Annotated in this window: 24 protein-coding genes and 1 tRNA gene; 20 read left to right on the forward strand and 5 right to left on the reverse strand. The window is 67.9% G+C overall.

All coding sequences use genetic code 11. The annotated features are described in order from the left end of the window. Nucleotides 1-69: 69 nt before the first annotated feature. The 4 genes from OH735_RS10810 (at nt 70) to OH735_RS10825 (ending at nt 1,738) form a co-directional block, all read left to right on the forward strand. Complete coding sequence (locus OH735_RS10810; protein WP_406386952.1) at nt 70-222, forward strand: hypothetical protein; 153 nt, start codon at nt 70-72, stop codon at nt 220-222. Beyond that, nucleotides 219-419, forward strand: a complete 201-nt coding sequence (locus tag OH735_RS10815; RefSeq protein ID WP_406381165.1) for a hypothetical protein — start codon at nt 219-221, stop codon at nt 417-419. The genes OH735_RS10810 and OH735_RS10815 overlap by 4 nt, the downstream gene beginning before the upstream one ends. 94 nt (nt 420-513) lie before the next feature. Next, the gene (locus OH735_RS10820; protein WP_406381166.1) at nt 514-1,005 is read left to right on the forward strand and encodes a hypothetical protein; all 492 of its coding nucleotides are present in this window, start codon (nt 514-516) and stop codon (nt 1,003-1,005) included. Nucleotides 1,006-1,084: 79 nt separating this feature from the next. Further along, nucleotides 1,085-1,738, forward strand: coding sequence for a class I SAM-dependent methyltransferase (locus OH735_RS10825; RefSeq protein ID WP_406381167.1), 654 nt, complete (start codon nt 1,085-1,087; stop codon nt 1,736-1,738). 25 nt (nt 1,739-1,763) lie between these two features. On the opposite strand, the gene OH735_RS10830 is transcribed toward OH735_RS10825, so the two are convergent. After that, the gene (locus OH735_RS10830; RefSeq protein WP_406381168.1) at nt 1,764-2,102 is read right to left on the reverse strand and encodes a helix-turn-helix domain-containing protein; all 339 of its coding nucleotides are present in this window, start codon (nt 2,100-2,102) and stop codon (nt 1,764-1,766) included. 29 nt (nt 2,103-2,131) lie between these two features. On the opposite strand from OH735_RS10830, the gene OH735_RS10835 reads away from it, so the two are divergent. Next, the gene (locus OH735_RS10835; protein ID WP_406381169.1) at nt 2,132-2,428 is read left to right on the forward strand and encodes a GYD domain-containing protein; all 297 of its coding nucleotides are present in this window, start codon (nt 2,132-2,134) and stop codon (nt 2,426-2,428) included. Nucleotides 2,429-2,716: 288 nt separating this feature from the next. Further along, nucleotides 2,717-3,256: a hypothetical protein gene (locus OH735_RS10840; protein ID WP_384955979.1), complete on the forward strand. Its 540-nt coding sequence runs from the start codon at nt 2,717-2,719 to the stop codon at nt 3,254-3,256. 568 nt (nt 3,257-3,824) lie between these two features. On the opposite strand, the gene OH735_RS10845 is transcribed toward OH735_RS10840, so the two are convergent. The 3 genes from OH735_RS10845 to OH735_RS10855 form a co-directional block, all read right to left on the reverse strand. After that, nucleotides 3,825-4,049 carry a hypothetical protein gene (locus OH735_RS10845; protein ID WP_406381170.1) on the reverse strand — a complete coding sequence of 75 codons (225 nt, stop codon included), beginning with the start codon at nt 4,047-4,049 and terminating at the stop codon, nt 3,825-3,827. A gap of 638 nt (nt 4,050-4,687) precedes the next feature. Continuing rightward, entirely contained in the window at nt 4,688-5,353 is a 666-nt protein-coding gene (locus OH735_RS10850; RefSeq protein ID WP_406381171.1) for a YdcF family protein, read from the reverse strand. Continuing rightward, complete coding sequence (locus tag OH735_RS10855; RefSeq protein ID WP_406381172.1) at nt 5,350-6,144, reverse strand: GntR family transcriptional regulator; 795 nt, start codon at nt 6,142-6,144, stop codon at nt 5,350-5,352. Before OH735_RS10855 ends, OH735_RS10850 begins: the two co-directional genes overlap by 4 nt. Nucleotides 6,145-6,301: 157 nt before the next feature. Between OH735_RS10855 and OH735_RS10860 the strand changes: the two genes are divergently transcribed. The 12 genes from OH735_RS10860 to OH735_RS10915 all read left to right on the forward strand — a co-directional run bounded on the left by OH735_RS10860 (nt 6,302) and on the right by OH735_RS10915 (nt 13,011). Next, the gene (locus OH735_RS10860) at nt 6,302-6,631 is read left to right on the forward strand and encodes a hypothetical protein (RefSeq protein WP_406381173.1); all 330 of its coding nucleotides are present in this window, start codon (nt 6,302-6,304) and stop codon (nt 6,629-6,631) included. 2 nt (nt 6,632-6,633) lie between these two features. Then, nucleotides 6,634-7,992, forward strand: coding sequence for an FtsK/SpoIIIE domain-containing protein (locus OH735_RS10865; RefSeq protein ID WP_406381174.1), 1,359 nt, complete (start codon nt 6,634-6,636; stop codon nt 7,990-7,992). Nucleotides 7,993-8,078: 86 nt separating this feature from the next. Further along, entirely contained in the window at nt 8,079-8,270 is a 192-nt protein-coding gene (locus OH735_RS10870; RefSeq protein WP_406381175.1) for a hypothetical protein, read from the forward strand. A gap of 77 nt (nt 8,271-8,347) precedes the next feature. Then, nucleotides 8,348-9,013 (forward strand): DUF2637 domain-containing protein, encoded by a 666-nt coding sequence (locus OH735_RS10875; RefSeq protein WP_406381176.1) that lies wholly within the window; start codon nt 8,348-8,350, stop codon nt 9,011-9,013. 19 nt (nt 9,014-9,032) lie between these two features. Continuing rightward, complete coding sequence (locus tag OH735_RS10880) at nt 9,033-9,218, forward strand: hypothetical protein (RefSeq protein ID WP_406381177.1); 186 nt, start codon at nt 9,033-9,035, stop codon at nt 9,216-9,218. Nucleotides 9,219-9,220: 2 nt separating this feature from the next. Beyond that, nucleotides 9,221-9,409: a mobile element transfer protein gene (locus OH735_RS10885; RefSeq protein ID WP_406381178.1), complete on the forward strand. Its 189-nt coding sequence runs from the start codon at nt 9,221-9,223 to the stop codon at nt 9,407-9,409. A 12-nt stretch (nt 9,410-9,421) separates the two neighbouring features. Next, entirely contained in the window at nt 9,422-9,763 is a 342-nt protein-coding gene (locus OH735_RS10890; RefSeq protein WP_406381179.1) for a SpdD protein, read from the forward strand. Nucleotides 9,764-9,856: 93 nt separating this feature from the next. Next, complete coding sequence (locus tag OH735_RS10895; protein WP_406381180.1) at nt 9,857-10,036, forward strand: hypothetical protein; 180 nt, start codon at nt 9,857-9,859, stop codon at nt 10,034-10,036. Between the two features lie 5 nt (nt 10,037-10,041). Continuing rightward, nucleotides 10,042-10,236, forward strand: coding sequence for a hypothetical protein (locus OH735_RS10900; protein WP_406381181.1), 195 nt, complete (start codon nt 10,042-10,044; stop codon nt 10,234-10,236). Nucleotides 10,237-10,238: 2 nt separating this feature from the next. Then, a complete protein-coding gene (gene repSA, locus OH735_RS10905; protein WP_406381182.1) occupies nt 10,239-11,651 on the forward strand; it encodes a replication initiator protein RepSA in 1,413 nt (470 codons plus the stop codon). Then, nucleotides 11,648-11,860: an excisionase family DNA-binding protein gene (locus tag OH735_RS10910; RefSeq protein ID WP_406381183.1), complete on the forward strand. Its 213-nt coding sequence runs from the start codon at nt 11,648-11,650 to the stop codon at nt 11,858-11,860. Before repSA ends, OH735_RS10910 begins: the two co-directional genes overlap by 4 nt. Further along, entirely contained in the window at nt 11,860-13,011 is a 1,152-nt protein-coding gene (locus OH735_RS10915) for a tyrosine-type recombinase/integrase (protein WP_406381184.1), read from the forward strand. The genes OH735_RS10910 and OH735_RS10915 overlap by 1 nt, the downstream gene beginning before the upstream one ends. Before the next feature lie 100 nt (nt 13,012-13,111). Here the strand turns inward: OH735_RS10915 and OH735_RS10920 are convergent. Then, nucleotides 13,112-13,186, reverse strand: a tRNA-Val gene (locus OH735_RS10920). Between the two features lie 228 nt (nt 13,187-13,414). Between OH735_RS10920 and OH735_RS10925 the strand changes: the two genes are divergently transcribed. Together OH735_RS10925 and OH735_RS10930 are read left to right on the forward strand one after the other, a co-directional pair. Next, the gene (locus tag OH735_RS10925; protein WP_406381185.1) at nt 13,415-14,179 is read left to right on the forward strand and encodes a DUF4097 family beta strand repeat-containing protein; all 765 of its coding nucleotides are present in this window, start codon (nt 13,415-13,417) and stop codon (nt 14,177-14,179) included. 250 nt (nt 14,180-14,429) lie between these two features. Further along, nucleotides 14,430-15,725, forward strand: a complete 1,296-nt coding sequence (locus tag OH735_RS10930) for a hypothetical protein (RefSeq protein WP_406381186.1) — start codon at nt 14,430-14,432, stop codon at nt 15,723-15,725. Nucleotides 15,726-15,836: the final 111 nt, after the last annotated feature.

Consider the following 15,836-nt stretch of genomic DNA (forward strand, 5'->3'; position numbering starts at 1 on the left):
CTGCGGAAACGAGCTTGGCGCAGCCTCAGTGATGGCCGGGCGACTCAGGGTAGTGGAAGGGGCGTCGTCGTGACGATGACGATCAAGGTGTACGAGGTGGACCGGTACGGCAGAACGCGTGTTGTCCGCCCAGAGGCCGAGGTAGTCCCGCTCAAGACTGTGGACCAGTCGTCCGCGTTCCCGGCCTGCGAGTGCGACCAGTGCAAGGCCAAGAAGTCATGACCGCCCCCGTCCGCCCGCTCCCCGATCTGGGGACGTTGACGTGGGACCAGTCCGCCGGCCGCGCCTGCATCTGGTGCAAGAAGCTCCTCACCACCGGTGCGGTGAGCGTCGGCATCATCCGTGGCCAGCTCGGCGCCCACGTCCTCGACACGGAGGTATGGGCCGGGCCCTGCTGCGCCGTCGCGCAGCCCCAATGACCCCCGCTCCAGCCGCCACGCCCCTGGACAGGTCGACGGCTGGAGCGGGTCCGCAAGTCCATCGCACCATCAACGTGCAGGAGGAATTGCCCCTATGAGCACAGTAGTTCAGGCGCAGACGCGGACCCGCGACCCCCAGACCATCCTCAACGCCGTCCAGCCACACATCCGCCACCTCGCCATCAACGTGACCGACGGCGGCACCATCTGGGAGCGCGGGATCGCGCTCCTCCTCCGCGACAACGTCATGGTCCGCAACATGGCCGAGCGCATTCTCGCGAACGCCGTGATGTACACGATCACCGCGATGGAGCACGCCGACGTCCATCTCGGCGTAGGCAAGATCGTGGACATCGGTGTGCACCAGCTCATCCTCGACACCCCCGTGTACTTCGCCCTGTGCGACGTCTACAACGGCGGCCGGTACAAGCACCACGCCCCATTCATCCAGCGCCGGACTGACGGCCTGTGCCTGCGTACCGCGGACTTCCTGCGGTCCAACGGCTTCGACATCGACGAGGAGCTGTGGGCCATCGACGGCGCGAACTGCTCGCCGTGCGACAACAAGGCCCCCGACAGCCACTGACCACCCCCTAGGCTGCCCCTGCCCTCTTCCCCCGAGGAGGGCAGGGGCTTCGCCTGTTCCCGTCCACGAAGGGAGTGCCGTGCCCGCACGACACGACATCACAGCCGAGACCGAACTCTGGGACACCTACGCAGGCAGCGCCTTCAAGGACGACATGGAGCCGGTATTCAACTGGACCCAGTACGCCGGGCATGGTCCGGGGGCCGAGGTACTCGGCGAGCCTCAGTCCGTACTGGAGATTGGGTGCGGTACGGGCCGCGCACTGGCGTACCTCGCGCAGCGCGGCATCAAGGCGACCGGAGTGGATCTCTCGTCTGTCATGGTGAAGAAGACCACAGAGCGCTGGGGGCCCATGGGCGTGGACTTCGTCTGCACGGAGGTGCTCAACCACCTCCGCGACAGCACGCAGAGCTATGACGCCATCTATTCCATCTTCGGAGCGGCGTGGTTCACCGATCCGGCCAAGCTGCTCCCGCTCCTGGCCGAGCGGCTGAACCCTGGCGGTGTCCTCGCGTTTTCCCATCCGCCGGCCATCCCCGGCGCCTACGGCCCGCAGGGCATGTACAAGGGAGGCTTCGCCGGGAAGGCGATGTTCACCTACCGCTACAGCTACACGCCCCGCCGGTGGACCGGGCTCTTGGAGCGGCACGGTTTCCGCGACGTCGAGGCGCGCGTCATTGACGCTCCCGAGCCTGGACACATCGGCACCCTGCTCGTCCGCGCCCGCGGCTAGCCGGACGTGTTGCCAGCCGGGCTCTCTACTCGCGCACGAGGTCGGCGAGCGGTACGTCGAGTGCGTTGGCGATGAGGAGAAGGTGATCGAGGAGGAGTGAGTGCGCCCCCTGCTCGGTCCGGTTCACGGTTTTACGATCCAGGCCGGCGACTTCGGCTAGTCCCTCTTGGATGAGGTTTCGGTGGGTGCGGGCGGCGCAGATGCGGTCCCCGATGGCCCGGCGGCGGGCGGGTACCCAGCCGGGCAGGGGAACTCGCTTGTCGTTGATGTCAGCCTGCCCCTCGATGCCTGTGGTCGCTCGTATTGCTCGTTCGGGTGCGTATCTCGTGCAGGTTCTGGCCCAGATGTCCAGGCTTGGCCTCACGATGTGTCTCCTCGTGAAGGTGAAAGAACATGCCGACGTACGTCACCTTGCTGAGCTGGACCGATCAAGGGGTCCAAAACTACAAGGACACCGCAAAGCGCTCCGAGGCCTTCGGGTCAGCGGTACAGAAGCTCGGGGCGAAGCTCCTGAGCATCTACTGGACCGTCGGTCCGTACGACCTCGTGGCCATCGTCGAGGCGCCCGACGACGAAACTGCCACGGCAGCACTCCTGCAGCTCGGTGGGGTGGGCAACGTCCGTTCCACGACTCTGCGGGCCTTCGGCCCAGAGGAGATGGAGCGCATCATCGCCAAGGCGGCTGGCTGACGACCCACGGCGTCCAGGACACCCAGCGCGAGGCAGTGAGTCGCCTGGACCGCATGCTCAAGCGGCGTCCCGACCGAGGGTGACCGCACCCGTTGATGTCAGAAGTGGATGTCAAAGGCCCCCAACCATGATCGGTTGGGGGCCTTTGCACTGGTGGGCGCGGACGGTTTCGAACTGCCGACATCTGCTTTGTAAGCCTGGCACCGCTCGCGGGACAGTCCTTGCAGTTCAACTGCCACACGGGGGAGCCGGGTCTGCCAACGACCTCTGCGCCGTCACACCCCCCGATTGACCGTGGCTGACCGCTCGATCTGGCACGGATCTGGCACGCACGCGCACGGAACCGGTTTCATCGAAGCCGCGTCTGACGGCCAGGAAGGGGGCAACGTGATAGCTCAAGGGAGGGCCCGTCGTCGCTGCGTGGCGGCTGTTTCGATTCGCGCGCGGCTCGTCGCGGTAGCGCTAACGTCCTTGCTGGCTGCCGGTTGCGGCATGCTGAACGATCCAGTCAAGGAACGCTGGGAGTCTAGAACCGAGTTTTCAAGTTGTGGCGAGGTGAGCCTGGATCAGGGTGAGGAGATGCAGAAGCAGGCGGCGCGGGAAATTGTCTGCCTCCAGCGAGCCCTCAAGAACGGCGAGAGCGCGGAACTGAAGGCAACCTATCCCACCGTGGAGGGTGACCCGATTCGCGAGTACTACCGCTTGACGCCGCAAGGCAGGCTTGAGGTGTACACCGACAGCACAGACGATCACAACTCGGACCAGAAGTGGTCGTTCGCCGAGTGCTACACCCCAGAATGGTTGGCTGAGATTTCCTGCGATCCATGACCAGCGCCAACGACCCCATCTGACGCGATGAGGTCGTCTATTGCCTCCCAGCAACCGCTGGAACCACCCGTCAGACGCTTTCACGCTGAGTCGCAGGGTTGGCTCATCGGTATTCAGGCGGTGCAGACGCGCGGGCGGCCGATAGCCGGCAGTCGGGCAGAGGTCTTGAAAACCGTCGTGGCAGCGATGTCACCGTGGGTTCAAATCCCACACCCACCGCAGATGAACGGCCCCTGACCAGGCGATTCGGTCAGGGGCCGTTCTCATGAGTGCTGTCCGTCAGACTCCGTGGTTCCCCGTCAGTTCCCGCTCGATCGGGCACGGGAGGGGCACGGGCACTTCTGATCCGTAGCTCTAGCGAGATCGGTCAGCGACGGCCATTCCGGCCGCTACGAGACCCCGGAGAGACGGTAGCGGACGGGGGCGGTTGCTGTGGTTGCGGTACTCCGCTGCTGTAACGCTCGCTACGAGGAACAGCGAGACGAATGCGCCGACGTCCGCGTAGACGGTGATGTCAGCTGTGGGGCGCGGGCTTGACACGATCGTCGCAGGCCGGTCAGCGAATTACCTACTGTTGCTCGCGCCTGCGCGCTTCCTGGCGGTCCCGGGCCTGCTTGTTGTCGTCCTTGATGGTCTGGATCTCTCTGCAGACACGGAGAGCGAAGCAGCAAGCAAGTATTGCAATGCATACGCAGCCGATCACCAACGACACAACTGAAGTTGTGTCGCGAAGGGCTACCCACGCCTCGATGCCCAGAAAGATGACTCCGAACTGGGCAAGCCGCTGCTTCACGGGCCTCCTCTATAGTCAGTCCCCTGTCGGAGACCGAGGACGTACATGCTCGCAGGTCGTGCTCCGACGGGAAACCCTCATACGCACCCAGCTGACCTCCACCCACCACTCACCCCAACTCCCATCCCGTCCGCCTTCGACCCACACACCGTGGAGCGGTCGTGGTTCAGGGCGTCAAGGTGGAGCGCGCCACTGTACGAACGACCTTGACGCCCTGGGCCGCGACTGCTCGGCTCTGCCTGGGTCGAAGGTGGTCGGGATGGGAGCCCACGACGCTCGCCACGATTCGGCCGGCACTCGCGAACGGCGCCCCGTCCATCCCGGAGTCTGAGCGCCCCCGCCGGAGGCATGTCGTGAAGCCGCGGGCCTAGGTTCTCGTCTCATGCCCTCGGGCCTATCCACTGCGGGCGCGCGTCGGCGGCGGCAGCGCCGAGCGGGCCGCAGGCAGGAGCGCGGGCGCAGCCAGAGCCGGGAAGCGCGCCCGGCGAAGCGGAGCGCAGCCGGGTGCCTTGATGAGGTAGAGAAACCTGTAACAACCCGGCTCGGGTCAAGCGTTAGTGATCACCTTGCGGCCATGGGGCGAATGAACGTGGGGGCATTCGTTCAGGGGGCAACCGTGCTGCGGGCCGAGTGTGATCTCAGGTGGATGGCTTGTCGGTGGTGAGGAGCCTACTCGTGAAGCCTTCTCGGCACAGTCGCTCGTATGCCTCCATCACGTCATCCGGCACCAGCTGCTTGATCGTGAAGCCCTGGTCCGGGTAGATCAGCAAACGCTGTAGTGCACCTACAAGCATGTCGATCACCAAGCGAGCGTCCTGGATGGAGTCGAGGTACTCGTCCAACGTCATCGGCGTGGATGCGCTGACGATCTCAACCTCCGGCCACGCCTTACATGCTGTCGCATAGGCGCGCCTCTCCTCGTACGGCTTGCTGATCAGGAGGACGGAGGACACTTCCGCCCCCGCCTCTTCGAGTAGGGCCTTGGAGAACCGGATGTTCTCACCGGTGTTGCGAGCCCGCGGCTCGACGAGAACCGCCGAGGACGGCACGCCAAGCTCGATCGCCCGCTCTCGGTAGTGGACAGCTTCGCCGCGGGGCATGCGTTCCCGCGTTGTGGGGCTGGTAGCGCCGGTGAACACGAGCAGTGGAGCCATGCCGCGCTTGTATAGGGCAACCGCCGTATCGGCCACGCCGAGGTCGTGGCTGCCCAGGCCGATTGCGACCGAGCATGGCCGGACTGTGTGGCCCATCTGGTGGTAGTCCCACAAGCGCCGCGTATCTGCCCATGCCTGCGCTGAGATCATTGCTGCTCTTCCCTGTCCTTCGCCGAGTCCGGGACCTTGAAGTCGTATTCCCAGGCAAAGCGTGAGGCCGCGTGTACACCGACGGCGAATTCAACCACCGTGCCAGCGGCCGTGTAGGTCGTCCGATGCAGCTCGACGACTGGTTCGCCTGGCGGTAGCTGCAAGAGCTTCACCTCGTCCGACGTTGCAGCACGGGCGAAGATCTCCTCCTTCATGTGGTCGATCTCGTAACCCGCGTCGTACAGCACGCGGTATCCGCCGCCGCGCCCCGCCGGCCCTGGCGTGGGGTCCACAAGCCTCGTGCCCTCGACGTGTTCGGGCCGGTAGTAGCTGGTCAGGGTGTGCGTTGGCTGGTCGCCCTCCTTCACCAACCGTGCGCGGGCATAGACCTCAGCTCCCACAGGTAGTCCATGCGCCGCGGCCACCTCGGGCGAGGCTTCAACTAGATCAACTGCCTGAGTCTGCTCGTTCCGGCGGTAGGTGCGTCCGGACGCCACGCGGTCCGCGATGAACGCCACCTCGTCGCCGTCCCGCCACTTGGCTTTGTCGTACCTGGCGATACCGAGCCGTTTGAGCGGGACGTGTTGCCGTACGACGGTGCCATGGCCTCGCGACGAGGTGACGAGACCTTCTGCTTCGAGAGCCTTGTAGGCGGCGTGAACCGTGGACTTGGAGCCCTCGCCGGCGTCGACAAGCTCCCTGATGTGCGGAAGCTGCTGGCCGGGCACGTATTCACCGCGCTTGATCTGTTCGGCCAGCTTGTCTGCTAGCTCTCGCCACTTGGGCGCCATTGCGAACCCCTTTCGACAGGACAAGTCAAACACAGTCCCGGGACTGTTGACAGTCCCAGGACTGCATGCCACTGTCTTCTTACGCACTCGCAGTCCTAGGACAGCGGGGAGTGAAGGGCCTTCTTTGGCTGCTCCGAAGTCAAGACAGGGGAATCTCATGCCGTCGTTCAAGATCGATGTTTCGACCGCTGTCGTGTTCGTCGCGACGCCTCCGACGCCGAAGCTCGTGAGCAAGCAGACCGGTGAGATCGCGGTGGACCGGGAGACCGGTGCCCCGCTCGCGACGGTGGGTCTGCTGATCTCGGATGAGGGGGAGGGCAACCTTTACCAGGTGACCGTGCCGAGCACGGGTGTCCCGGAGAACCTGGCTCCAGGGATGCCGGTCACGGTGATCGGTCTCAAGGCCCGCGACTGGGAGAACACCTTCAACGGCCAGACCCGACACGGCATCTCGTTCCGTGCGGTCGCCATTACGGCCGGGGTCTGATCGTGTCCGACATCGCCACGGTGATCGAGGTGGCGGGGGTTTTATCGGCTGCCGGCGGTCTCGGCTATGCGAGGGTTCGCGCTCCTCGCGTGTTCTGGTCGCTGGCCGGTCTGCCGGTCGCCCGGGTCCGGTTCTCGGCCACGTACCGGTCGACGATGGATGTGTGTGGGCTGACGGTGCAGCCGTCCCGCCTGCGGGCGTTCATGGTCCGCAACGTGGCCCGTCGCCAGGATGTGCAGCCGGTCCCGCCGAAGGTCCGCCGGGTCCGGGGCTCTTCCACCGGGATGCGCGCCACGCTCCGGCTCCCCGCTGGTCTGGAACCGGCCGATGTCGCCGCCGCTTCGGAAAGGCTCCGGCATGCCTGGGGTGTCCACTCGGTGCACGTGGTGGGGACCAAGCCCGGCTTCGTCGAGCTGCGCATGACCGGCTACGACGTCCTGCGGCGGGTGAAGATGCCGCGCCGCCTGCCCCGCAAACTGACCTCGGGCCCGATGGTGGTGCCGGTGGCCCTGCGGGAGGACGGGACCGCGTTCGTCCGCGACTACCAGAAGATCCCGCACTCCCTGACGCTCGGGGCGAATCAGTCGGGCAAGTCGATGTATCAGCGCAACCTGATCGCCGGTCTCGCGAAACTTCCGGTGGGCCTGGTCGGGATCGACTGCAAGCGCGGTGTCGAACAGCGCGGGTACGCGCCCCGGCTCTCCGCCTTGGCGGTCACGCCGGATGAGGCATCGTCCCTGGTGGAAGCGCTCGTTGGGGAGATGGAAGCCCGCTTCGACATCCTGAGCGATCACGGCGTCTCCGATCTGTGGGACCTACCCGCGAAGGTGCGGCCCGTGCCGCTGGTGGTCCTGGTCGACGAGGTGGCGGAACTGTTCCTCACCGCCGCGAAGAAAGACGAAGAACGGCGCGACCGGATGGTGATGCACATGATCCGTCTGGCACAGATGGCCCGTGCGGTCGGCATCTACCTGGAGATCTGTGGGCAGCGCTTCGGCTCCGAACTCGGCAAGGGCGCCACCATGCTCCGTGCCCAGCTCACCGGCCGTGTCGTGCACCGGGTCAACGACAAACAGACCGCGGACATGGGCCTGGGCGACATCGCCCCCGAAGCGGTCTTCGCCGTCACCACGATTGCGCCGGATCGCCCGGGCGTGGCCGTGGCCGGCGACTCCTCCGGCGGCTGGTCCCGCATCCGCACACCCCAGATGACCGCGACCGACGCGGTGGCCATCTGCCGCGAGTACGCGCACATGACCCCCGCCGTTCCGGCTCTGGCCCCGTTCCGCCCGGCCGTCCCCGTCAGCACGGTCCCGGCCGGTTCTCCGCCGCTGGTCAAGCCGGTTCCGGTCACCGAGTAACACCCCACTGCTTCCCGGTCGGCGTGACCGCCTCGCGCCAGGTCCCTACCCCGCCCATGCCCGGGAATCCGAGAGGAAGCACCGCCATGGCCACCAAGAGGGCCACCACGAAACCCGCAAAGGCTCCCGTACCGGCACAACCGGCCAAGTGTGAGCCCTGCGGCGGGACCGGAAACGTCGCCGTCACCGTGCGCGTCGGCCGCAAGCGCCGCCCGGTCGGCCAGCAGGACGGCCTCTGCCTGGCCTGCCTCGGCTCCGGTACCGCCTCCGAGTCCTGACCCCACTGCCCCGGCGCCGGGCGGTCGATCGAACTCCCGCCCGGCCCCGGCTTCACCCCGAAAAGGAGGTGACCCCTATGTCCCGCACCATCCGCCTCGACGCCGTACTCGTTCAGGCCGTCATCGCCGGTGCTCTGTCCTTCTCTCACCTTCATGATCTGGCCTTGGCGGCCGGACAGGATGGCTGGAAGGCATGGGCCTACCCGATCAGCGTGGATCTGCTGCTCGTCGCCGCATGGCGCCGCATGCGCACCCACGCCGGCAACCGCCCCGCCTGGGTCTGGTTCGTGATCGCCTTGGCCGCGTCCCTCGGCGCGAACATCGCCACCGCCGGACTCCTCGACCTGAACGCCGTACCGGCCTGGCTCCGCATCCTCGTCGCCGGATGGCCCGCCCTCGCCTTCCTCGGCGGCACCCTCCTCGCCCACGCACCCATCCCCGCGGACACGCCAACCGAACCCGAACCGGCCCCGACTGCGGCGTCGTTGGCCGACCCGGAACCCGAACCGGCCTCGAACATCACCGTGGAACGGGAGCCCGAACCAGCCCCGGAACTACCGCCCGCACCGGCTCCCGCTCCGGCCCCGGCTGTGGCTGTTCCTCCGGCCCTGCTCGACCACGCCCGCAAGGTCGCCGACTCCCACCAGGCCACGACCGGGAACCCGATCGACCCGGCCACCCTGCGCGCCCGCCTCGGCATCTCCATCCCGCTCGCTGACGCCATTTCCGCCCAACTCGCCTGATCAGAAAGGACAACTCGTCATGGCTCTCTTCAACTTCAACCGCCCCGCCGACTACCTCGACGCCGCCCGAGAGATGGCCGACTCCGGTCGCCCCACCCTCGCCCGGATCCTCGCGGAAGAGGCCGCCGACCGCACCACCGATCCGGCCGAAGCGGACCGCATCCGCAGTGAGTTCCCCGGCAACACCCTCCGCCAGGAGGACTGACCATGCCGCGCCCGAACCGCTTCACCGACGTGATCCGCATAGGCCCTGTGCAGGTCGGCACGCACTACGACGGCCGTGGCCGGACCAAGCACACCGCCGCCTGCACCGCCCCCGGCTGCAACTTCTCCGCCGACTACCGCAACCGCTCCGCCGCCGAACTCGCCGCCCGCACCCACCGCTGCAACCCCTGAGAGGAGCACGACATGTTCACCCCGAAATACCCGACCCCGGACACCGCCCCCACCGCAGGCACGTCTCTCGTGCGGCCGCCCGCCAGCCTCGACCACCCGCCGGCCTGCGACTGCCAGCACACCCCCGCCACCACCTCGGCCCCGGTACCGATGCCCGTCCCGGCGACCCGGTCCGCGGTGCAGCTCACTCCCGGCGCCCTGGTCGTCGCTGTCGCCGGCGGGACCGCCGTGGTCCTCGTCGTCGGCGCGGTCCTGGTCTCGATGCTCCTCGCGGTCGCCATCACCGCCGCATCCGTCGCGGTCTGCGCGGTCGTCCTGCGCTCGCTCCTGAACAACCAGAACAACCAGCGCTAACAGCCCCCGGGGCGGCCTCGGTCGCCAAACTTCCGCCGCCCCGGGCGCCTCAACACCTTCCAGATCAAGCAGACCCGAAAGGGAGACCCCATCATGCCCCAGCACACCCTGCCCCGGCCGATCTGCGCCCACTGCGACGGCTTCCCCAAGGTCGCCATCACTACCGGGCAGACCACCCCCGATGGCCACCGCCACACCATCACCGCCGACTGCCCCGCCTGCCGTGGAACCGGCCACACCACCCCGGCCGAACTCATCCGGGTTGGGCGGTGACTGCCGTGGCTGACCTGACCCCGACCCCGGATCGCCCCGGCCTGCACGTCAGCAAGCCGTCCCCCTCGACCCCCGCCACCGGATCCGCTGTCTGCCACTGCGGAGCCTCGGCCACGGCCACCGGTGACGCACAGGTCCGCGCCCTGGTGGAGGGCTACACCGCCAACCACGGGCCCGCCCACAACCGCACGGGACGCTAACCATGAATGACTCCGCCACCGCGGCGGGCCTGGACCCGATCACCCTCGCCGACGTGCTGAGGGTGGCCGGGTCCACCGGCTTCGACCGCTGGAAAGAACAGATCCGCCGCACCGGAGGATGCGCCCAACCCATCCACCTCACCGGCGCCACCAAGACCACCGACCGGGCCACCGGCACCCTCCTGCACCACTACACCACCGACACCGAGCCCGGCGGCCGGTTACGGATCGCCTGCGGCAACCGCCGCGCCTCCCGCTGCCCCGCCTGCGCCTGGACCTACGCCGGCGACACCTACCACCTCATCCGCGCCGGCCTCACCGGCGACCCCGACAAAGGCACCCCCCACACCATCCGCGACCACCCCCGCGTCTTCGCCACCCTCACCGCCCCGTCCTTCGGGCCCGTCCACAACCGACCCGGAAACCGACCCTGCCGCTGCGGCACCCACCACCCCGAAACCGCCCCCGAACTCGGCACCCCGATTGATCCGGCAAGGTACGACTATGCCGGCGCCGTGCTCTGGAACAACCACGCCTCCGACCTGTGGCGCTACTTCACGATCTACCTCCGTCGCGAGATCGCCCGCCGCGCCGGCCTCACCCAAAAAGCAGCCCGCGAACAGTCCCGGCTCTCCTTCGGCAAGGTCGCCGAATACCAAAAGCGCGGAGCCGTCCACTTCCACGCCGTGATCCGCTTCGACGGACCCGACGGCCCGGACTCACCGCCCCCCGCCTGGGCCACCCTCGGCCTCCTCGACGACGCCATTCGTGCGGCTGCCGCCCGGGTCGAGGTCACCGTGCCCGCAAACGAAGAGGCGGGGTTCCCCAGTGAGTGGGGTCTGCGCTGGGGCACACAGCTCGACGTACAGCCCATCGGCGCCTTCGGCAACGGCGAAGACCTCACCGAACAAGCCGTGGCCTCCTACGTCACCAAATACGCCACCAAAGCGGCCGAGACGACCGGCACCGTGGACCACCGCATCGGCAACAAAGAAGCCCTGACTCTCCTCAACGTCCCGGACCACCCGCGCCGGCTGATCGAAGCGTGCCTCGACCTCCACCACGCATACCCCGATCGCAAGCTCCGCGACTGGGCCCACATGCTCGGCTTCCGCGGCCACTTCTCCACCAAATCCCGCCGCTACTCCACCACCCTCGGCGCCCTCCGCCAGGTCCGCGCCGACTACCGCGCCCACCAGCAACGCGAAGCCCTCGGCCTACCCGACCCCGACGACCACCCCGAAGCAACCACCCTCACCCTCGCCCACTGGGCCTACGCCGGCCACGGCCACACCCCCGGCGAATCCTGGCTCGCCGCCAACATCCACCGCGACATCCAACACAACCGCGACACCGCCCGCGAACACCGCGCCGAACTGCAAGACCAACTCGCCCAGGAAGGAACCGAAGCATGAAGAACCGTCTGATGAGCGTTCCCGAAGTCGCCGAGTACTTCGGAACGACCGAACGCTTCCCGCGTCGACTGATCGCAGAGCGCCGGATCGTCTTCGTCAAGGTCGGGCGTCATGTGCGCATCCCTGAGCATGCGTTGGCTGACTTTGTCGCGGCCAACACCGTGCAGCCGATCATCACGAGTCGTCGACGTTTTGGGGCGGTGGCCTGATGGCGAACCAGAAAGGCAAGCGCCGTCGTTTCGGCTCGGTACGCAAGCTGCCGTCCGGCCGGTTTCAGGCTCGCTATCCCGACCCGGATGGCCTCCTGCGTTCGGCGCCGGAGACCTTCGCGACCCAGACCGATGCCGATCGATGGCTGGTGCGGAAGGAGGCCGAGATCATGGAGGGGCGCTGGCAAGATCCGGACGAGAGGATCGTGTTCGGTGTCTACGCCGACGCCTGGTTCAAGGAACGTGACTACGCCGCCACCACTCGGGAACGCAATGGCAGCGCGCTGCGCCTGCACGTCCTGCCCACCTTCGAACGCGTCGTGCTGAGCGAGATCACGACGCCGCAGATCCGGCGTTGGCGGGCTGATCTCCTGGACGCAGGTGTGGGCGAGCCGACTGTGGCCAAGGCCTACCAGATCCTCCGGGCCATCATGAACACGGCCGTGGACGACGGTGTGATCCAGCGCAATCCGTGCCGCATCAAGGGTGCTGGCGCCGCGAAGACCGCGGAACGGCCTTTCCTCGAAGTCTCGGAAGTCTTCCAACTCGCCGAGATCGTGCCCGTGAGGTTCCGCGTGTTCATCCTCCTGGCTGCCTTCACCGGCCTGCGCTTCGGCGAGTTGGCAGCTCTCCAGCGGCGAGACGTCGACCTTGAGCGGCGCACTGTTGCCGTACGCCGTGCGCTTGCCGAGACACGGACAGACGGGCTGCTGATCAAAGCCCCCAAGAGTGCGGCCGGCGTCCGTACCGTCGCGTTCCCGGCTTCGCTCGGGGCAGAGCTGGTCACGCATCTCGACGAGCACGCCCAGCCGAGCCGTACCGGTCTGATCTTCACCGGAGCGCGTGGCGGCCAGCTTCGCCGGAACAACTTCCGCCGCATCTGGCTGCGGGCTGTCGAGAAAGCTGGGCTCGGTGACGTGCATTTTCACGACCTCCGGCACACGGGCAACACCCTCGCCGCGACCGGCGGTGCGACGACACGTGAGCTGATGCAGCGGATGGGGCATTCGTCGGTCCGGGCCGCTCTGATCTACCAGCACTTGGTCAACGGACGCGACCACGCGATCGCTGACCACGTCGACGAGCAGATCAAGAAGGTCCGGCCGGCCGATCCCGCTGAAGGGGAGCCCGAGGAGGCATCTGGCACGTAAGTGGCACGACGCCACTCCCCCGCCGGAATCGCGGAGGAACGAACAAGGCCCAGGCTCTCGGCTTACCGCCGGTGACCTGGGCCTTTTCCGTGTTGCCTACTGGTGGGCGCGGACGGTTTCGAACCGCCGACATCTGCTTTGTAAGAGCAGCGCTCTACCCCTGAGCTACGCACCCGTGGATGAGGCAACAGCGTACATGGCCTACGGCCCACGGTCACAAACGGTTCCGGGACAGCAGTGGTGGGCAGTGGGCGGGGGCGTGGTGTGGCCGGGGCTTCGTGCGGGGGATATCCCCACCCCTCATACGGTAGCCGTCCGGATTCTGCCGGTGGGGCCGCGTACGTACGGTGAAGGGCACACACCGTCGGGGACCGCCCGCCGTACGACTCGGGGGAAGTTCATCGTGGCACTCCGTACCCGCACTCTCATCGCGTCCGCCGGAGCCGTGCTGCTCGGTTTCGGTCTCACCGGCTGTGGTGGGGCGGATGCGGGGGACGCTCCTGCCGAGCACAAGTCGTTCGCGCTCAGTGGGAAGACGCTGACCATCCATTCCGGGCAGTCGGCGCTGGAGCTCGTACCGGCCGATGTGCGGAAGGTCGAGGTGACCCGTCGTGTCGGCGGGTGGGTGGTTCTGGGGAACGGGCCCGATCCCCAGTGGAAGATGCGGGACGACACGCTCACGCTCAAGGTGAAGTGCCGGGCGATGATCAGCGACTGCGCCTCGGAGCACCGGGTGAAGGTGCCGCGCGGGGTCGCGGTGGTCGTCGACGGGGACAACGGGAAGGTCGTCGCGTCCGGCTTCGATACTCCGCTCACCCTCCGCGCCGACAACGGGAAGGTGACCGTCCGGGACTCCAGTGGGCCGCTCAGGCTGGAGAGCGACAACGGGGGCATCGTCACCGAAGGGATTTCGGCCAGGACCGTTTCGGCGCGGTCCGACAACGGCACGGTCCGGCTGGGGTTCGCCTCCGTGCCGGATCTCGTGGACACCGTCAGTGACAACGGAGGGATCACCATCGACCTGCCGACCGGCTCCGTGAGGTATGCGGTGGACGCCGTAGCCGACAGCGGAAGCGTCTCGGTGGACGCGCCACGCAGCAAGGACAGCAGCCACGTGGTGAAGGCCCGGAGCGGCAACGGGCAAGTCACCGTCCGAAGCGTGAACTAACCGGCCCGTGTGTTCGTCCTTACTGGTGGGAGAATGTACCGGGCAGGGCGAAACGGCACGGGAGAGGGATGTGACGGCGACACACGCGCGGCCGCAGGCGAGAGCGGGTGGGGGTTCCGCCGTCGAGGGTGTCAAAGGTGTCATGGGTGCCGGGGGGATCGGGGGGATCGGGAGCGCCAGGAGCGCCACGGGTGTCCGGAATGTCAGGAGCTTCGGGGGCGCCAGGCGCTTCGGGGATGTCCTTGTGCTGATGTTGCTGCCCGTGCCGCTGTTCGCCGCCGCGCTGCCCGCCGCGTTCGCCGGTGGCGGTACGCGGCGCTGGTTCGGCGGGCGCGGGGAGAATCAGCGGGCCGACGCCCAGGCCGCGAAGGACGCCGCCGCTGCCGCCTTCTACGAGCTCGACACCGCCCAGCGCGATCTGCGGATCTCGATCGAGACGATCACCGCGGTGGACAGCTCGCCCGGTGCGCGCAAGGCCGTGGACGATTTCGCCGCACTCGGCCGGCGGATCGACGAGGCCAGCCATACGTACATCACCGCGGTCGACGCACACGACCTGGACCGGGACGATCTGGAGCCGGCCGTCGCGGCCCGGGCCAGGACCGAACTGACCACCGCCAAGGACGAGCTGGTTCGGGTCAAGGGCGACCTGGACCGGTTCGCGCAGGGTCTGGGGCCGTTGCTGGGCAACGCGGAGACGCAGCTCGCCCAGCTCGCGCCCGCCGTGGAGCGGGCCCGGCAGGCGCTCCTCGGCGCGAGCAATGCTCTCGATGCGGTGCGGGCGTCCGGACTGCGAGCGGATGATCTCGCCGCGCGACTGGCGGCCCTCGCGCCCGAGCTGACCAAGCTCAACCAGGGCGCCGGCCGGCATGGCGTTCCGGAGACCTTGCAGCGTGCCGATCGGGTGCTGCGCGACGCCGAGGCGGTACGGGCCGAGGCGGTACGGCTGCCCGAGCGGGCCGCCGAGATCGACCATCGGCTGGTGTCGTTGCGTACGCGTGCCCAGGCGCTGACGACCCGGGCGGGCTCGGTGGAGCCGGTGCTGAGCGAGCTGCGGCGGCGGTTCTCGGCCGCGTGCTGGCAGGACCTCCAGCCCGTGCCGGAGCAGGCGGCGAGCAATGTTCGGCAGGCCGAGAAGAAGCTGAAGGAAGCCGCCGCGGCGCGGGACGAGCAGCGGTGGGCCGACGCGACCTCCCGGCTGAGCACGGTACGCGCCCTGCTGAACGCCACGGACGAGGCCGTGTCCGCCGCGGGCGACCGGCTGCACCGGCTGAACGACGTGGCCAAGGACCCGCAGCAGGAGATCCAGCGGACGCGGTTCGCGGTCCGGGACGCCCAGCGTCTGGCCATGGCCGGGCGCCACACTCCCGAACCGCGCCATGCCCGCCCGTTGGACGACGCCGTGGCCCGGCTGGATCGCGCCATCGCCGGACTGGAGGAACGCCACCCGGACTACTGGCACTTCCTGACCGAGACCGAAGCCGTACGGCAGACGGCCGCGCGGGTGGTCTCCGACATCCGTGAGGAGCGCGGGGCGGGCGCCTGAGCTGCACCGGCTCGGTAGCGGGTCGGTTGCGGGCTCCGCATGTACGGGCTCCCCGTTTTCCTGATGTGCGGCAGCAACACCGTGGGCGGATCCTGGTAGTACGCCTGAAGG

The organism is Streptomyces sp. NBC_01618 (assembly GCF_045209435.1).
Classification (GTDB): domain Bacteria; phylum Actinomycetota; class Actinomycetes; order Streptomycetales; family Streptomycetaceae; genus Streptomyces.

Excerpts from the sequence above, each read along its gene's own strand:
- OH735_RS10815 (WP_406381165.1), top strand. The coding sequence starts at position 219 with ATGACCGCCCCCGTCCGCCCGCTCCCCGATCTGGGGACGTTGACGTGG.
- OH735_RS10820 (WP_406381166.1), top strand. The coding sequence starts at position 514 with ATGAGCACAGTAGTTCAGGCGCAGACGCGGACCCGCGACCCCCAGACC.
- OH735_RS10835 (WP_406381169.1), top strand. The coding sequence starts at position 2,132 with ATGCCGACGTACGTCACCTTGCTGAGCTGGACCGATCAAGGGGTCCAA.
- OH735_RS10850 (WP_406381171.1), bottom strand. The coding sequence starts at position 5,353 with ATGATCTCAGCGCAGGCATGGGCAGATACGCGGCGCTTGTGGGACTAC.
- OH735_RS10855 (WP_406381172.1), bottom strand. The coding sequence starts at position 6,144 with ATGGCGCCCAAGTGGCGAGAGCTAGCAGACAAGCTGGCCGAACAGATC.
- OH735_RS10860 (WP_406381173.1), top strand. The coding sequence starts at position 6,302 with ATGCCGTCGTTCAAGATCGATGTTTCGACCGCTGTCGTGTTCGTCGCG.
- OH735_RS10870 (WP_406381175.1), top strand. The coding sequence starts at position 8,079 with ATGGCCACCAAGAGGGCCACCACGAAACCCGCAAAGGCTCCCGTACCG.
- OH735_RS10875 (WP_406381176.1), top strand. The coding sequence starts at position 8,348 with ATGTCCCGCACCATCCGCCTCGACGCCGTACTCGTTCAGGCCGTCATC.
- OH735_RS10880 (WP_406381177.1), top strand. The coding sequence starts at position 9,033 with ATGGCTCTCTTCAACTTCAACCGCCCCGCCGACTACCTCGACGCCGCC.
- OH735_RS10885 (WP_406381178.1), top strand. The coding sequence starts at position 9,221 with ATGCCGCGCCCGAACCGCTTCACCGACGTGATCCGCATAGGCCCTGTG.
- OH735_RS10890 (WP_406381179.1), top strand. The coding sequence starts at position 9,422 with ATGTTCACCCCGAAATACCCGACCCCGGACACCGCCCCCACCGCAGGC.
- OH735_RS10895 (WP_406381180.1), top strand. The coding sequence starts at position 9,857 with ATGCCCCAGCACACCCTGCCCCGGCCGATCTGCGCCCACTGCGACGGC.
- repSA (WP_406381182.1), top strand. The coding sequence starts at position 10,239 with ATGAATGACTCCGCCACCGCGGCGGGCCTGGACCCGATCACCCTCGCC.
- OH735_RS10910 (WP_406381183.1), top strand. The coding sequence starts at position 11,648 with ATGAAGAACCGTCTGATGAGCGTTCCCGAAGTCGCCGAGTACTTCGGA.
- OH735_RS10915 (WP_406381184.1), top strand. The coding sequence starts at position 11,860 with ATGGCGAACCAGAAAGGCAAGCGCCGTCGTTTCGGCTCGGTACGCAAG.
- OH735_RS10930 (WP_406381186.1), top strand. The coding sequence starts at position 14,430 with ATGTTGCTGCCCGTGCCGCTGTTCGCCGCCGCGCTGCCCGCCGCGTTC.